We start from the raw sequence: 2,948 nt of genomic DNA on the forward strand, positions 1-2,948 counted from the left end.
TTATTCGGATGAAGTTATCAATAAACTAGCTAAGCTTCAAGATCTGTTTGAGGCCAACGAGGGATATACTATTAAAGCCAAGGCCGAAGCAGTTTTAGAAGGTATAGGATTCAATACAAAAGACCTGAACAGGCCTTTGAAGACTTTTTCGGGAGGCTGGAGAATGCGTGTGATGTTGGCCAAATTACTTTTGGAAAAACCTGCACTCTTGATGCTTGATGAACCTACCAACCACTTGGACTTACCATCTATACAATGGGTAGAAAACTACCTCAAAAACTATGAAGGAGCTGTGGTGGTCGTTTCCCATGATCAGGAGTTTTTGGATAATTGTATCGATACCACTGTGGAAGTTTCCAATGGGACGTTGACCACTTACTCCGGAAATTATTCTTTTTACAAGGAGGAGAAAGTGGAGCGAATGGAAATCCAGCAAAATGCTTATGAAAACCAACAGCAGATGATCAAACAAACGGAGCGTTTTATTGAGCGTTTCCGTGCCAAAGCAACCAAGTCCAATCAGGTCCAATCGAGGGTCAAAGCCTTGGATAGGTTGGACCGAGTCAATGAGGTGGTGGATGACAATATTTCTGTGAATTTCAAATTCAGATTTTCCCAAAAATCCGGAAGAGATGTTGTGGTTTTAGACCACGTGTCCAAAGCGTATGGAGATTTGGTGATATTGAGGGATACCACTGCAAGGATTGAGCGGGGAGATAAAATTGCCCTGATCGGGGCCAATGGAAAAGGTAAATCCACTTTGCTCAGAATTATCGATGGTACAGAACCTATCAAGGGAAAAAGGGAACAAGGTCACAATGTCATCAAATCTTTTTATGCACAGCATCAGTTAGAAGCCCTCAATGTGGACAATGAGATCTTGCAGGAAATGGTACAGGCAGGTTCTAAGAAAACCGAAACTGAATTACGAAATGTTTTGGGCTGTTTTTTATTCACCAACGAGGACGTATTCAAGAAAATAAAGGTCCTTTCAGGAGGAGAAAAATCAAGGGTGGCTTTGGCCAAAACCATGATTTCCGAAGCCAATTTCCTGCTTTTGGATGAACCTACCAACCACTTGGACATGCAGTCTGTCAATATTCTGATACAGGCCATGGAGCAGTATGAAGGTACTTTCATCACAGTTTCCCACGACAGACATTTTATCAGAGGCGTTGCGAACAAAATCTGGTATATCGAAAACAGTCAGATCAAAGAATATCCAGGAACTTATGATGAATATGTATTTTGGAAATCCCAACAAGATTTGATTCCAGCGGAATCCAAAAACCTGATAACACTCCAAAACCTGAGGTGAAAAAAAGAGAATTCAATCCTACTGAAAGTTTGCAGGCCAAAAAAGATCTCAAAAAGAAAGAACAGGAGCTTGAGTTGATTGAAGGAAAAATTCTAGAGTTGGAGGAAAAGAAAAAAAATCTTGAGGCCCAAATGGCAGACAGTGAAGTTTATGAAGACAGTGAAAAACTCTCACATATCAATCAGGATTATAACAAGCTGAAAGAAAATGAAGCAAAGTTAAATACCGATTGGGAAACTTTGGTAGAAGAAATTGGCCAACTTCAGGAAACGATTTCCTGATTTTGGCATAGTTTTTTATATTGAAGCTTATTAAAACCTAAAGTATAATGCAGATCAGAATTTTATTACTTCTCACGCTTTTGACTTTTTCATTTTCCGTTTCAGCCCAAAAGGTTTATGAGGACCGCGTTTTTGAAGAGAATATACAATCAGTAAGGTTATTTCCACGATCAGGGGAATTTGCAGCCCAAATGAACTCCCCAGTTATTGAGTTGAACAGCGGCGTCCTCAACCTGACATTTGATGATTTGGCATACGACCCAGATATGTATTCTGTCAAGGTGGTCCACTGTAATTTTGACTGGACACCTTCGGACCTCAAAGAACCCGAGTACCTCAATGAATACAATGAATTCAATATTCTCGATTACAATTATTCCATTGACACCCGGGTACCCTATATTCATTATAATTTTGTTACGCCCAGGGTTACCAAATCAGGTAACTATGTTTTGATTGTCTACAGAGGAAGAGACCAAAATAAGGTTGTTTTGACCAAAAGGTTTATGGTATTTGAGAAAATCGCCAATATGGCCGCAAGGGTAGTTCCACCCAGCCAAACAGAAAATAGGAGACAGGTTCAACAGATCAATATTAATCTGAATTACAAGGCACGTGAGCTTTTTGATCCAAAGAATAACCTTCGTGTCATGATTCGTCAAAATCAACGATGGGACAACAGCAGGGTTCTTGGAAATCCCACCATGATCAGGGAAGATACCAAGATGTTAGAATACCAGCTTTTTGATGGAAGCAATGTTTTTTGGGGTGGCAATGAATTCCGGTTTGTAGACCTTAGATTTGTTCGGGCCAAAGGAATGAATATCGCTTGGGTAAGAATGGAGGATGATATTGTTTATGCAGAGGCTGTTGTCGACAAGCCAAGGCCACAAGGTGTTTATTCTGAATATTTGGATATGAACGGGCAGTTTGCCATCATGAACCTGGAGCGACAAAATCATGAACGCGAAAGCGAATACATGCTTGTCACTTTTAATTTGGCTGCTGACAACCTTAAACAAACCCCATACATCATCGGCGCATTTACACAATGGGGCAATGAACCTTCTTCCAAAATGGTGCTTGATAAAAAAACAAATACCTATCAGGCCACCTTATTGCTGAAGCAGGGATGGTATGATTATCAATATGCTTTTAAGACTGATGATGGCTGGGATATGAGTGCTTTTGAAGGAAATTATTTTGAAACAGAAAACGAATATGAAGTCTTCGTCTATTACAGAGACATGGCTTCAAGATATGACGAGTTGATCAGTTACCTGAATCTGAATCCTAATAAAAGGAGGTTGTGATTTTTAATAATGGCCATTTGATAAATTAGGTTATTC

At 39.8% G+C, this 2,948-nt stretch carries 3 protein-coding genes; all 3 read left to right on the forward strand.

Going from position 1 to position 2,948, the window contains the following annotated elements; translation table 11 throughout:
• A partial coding sequence (locus ACEW8U_RS07950; protein ID WP_373521506.1) for an ABC-F family ATP-binding cassette domain-containing protein occupies positions 1–1,318 on the forward strand: 1,318 nt, incomplete at its 5' end.
• Positions 1,315–1,599, forward strand: coding sequence for an ABC transporter C-terminal domain-containing protein (locus ACEW8U_RS07955; protein ID WP_373521507.1), 285 nt, complete (start codon positions 1,315–1,317; stop codon positions 1,597–1,599). The genes ACEW8U_RS07950 and ACEW8U_RS07955, both read left to right, overlap by 4 nt.
• Before the next feature lie 47 nt (positions 1,600–1,646).
• Positions 1,647–2,912: a type IX secretion system plug protein domain-containing protein gene (locus ACEW8U_RS07960; RefSeq protein WP_373521508.1), complete on the forward strand. Its 1,266-nt coding sequence runs from the start codon at positions 1,647–1,649 to the stop codon at positions 2,910–2,912.
• Positions 2,913–2,948 lie beyond the last annotated feature (36 nt).

Source organism: Aquiflexum sp., from assembly GCF_041751335.1.
Classification (GTDB): Bacteria; Bacteroidota; Bacteroidia; order Cytophagales; family Cyclobacteriaceae; genus Aquiflexum.

Bases quoted from the DNA above. Each gene is read 5' to 3' on its own strand.
- ACEW8U_RS07960 (WP_373521508.1), top strand. From the start codon at position 1,647: ATGCAGATCAGAATTTTATTACTTCTCACGCTTTTGACTTTTTCATTT.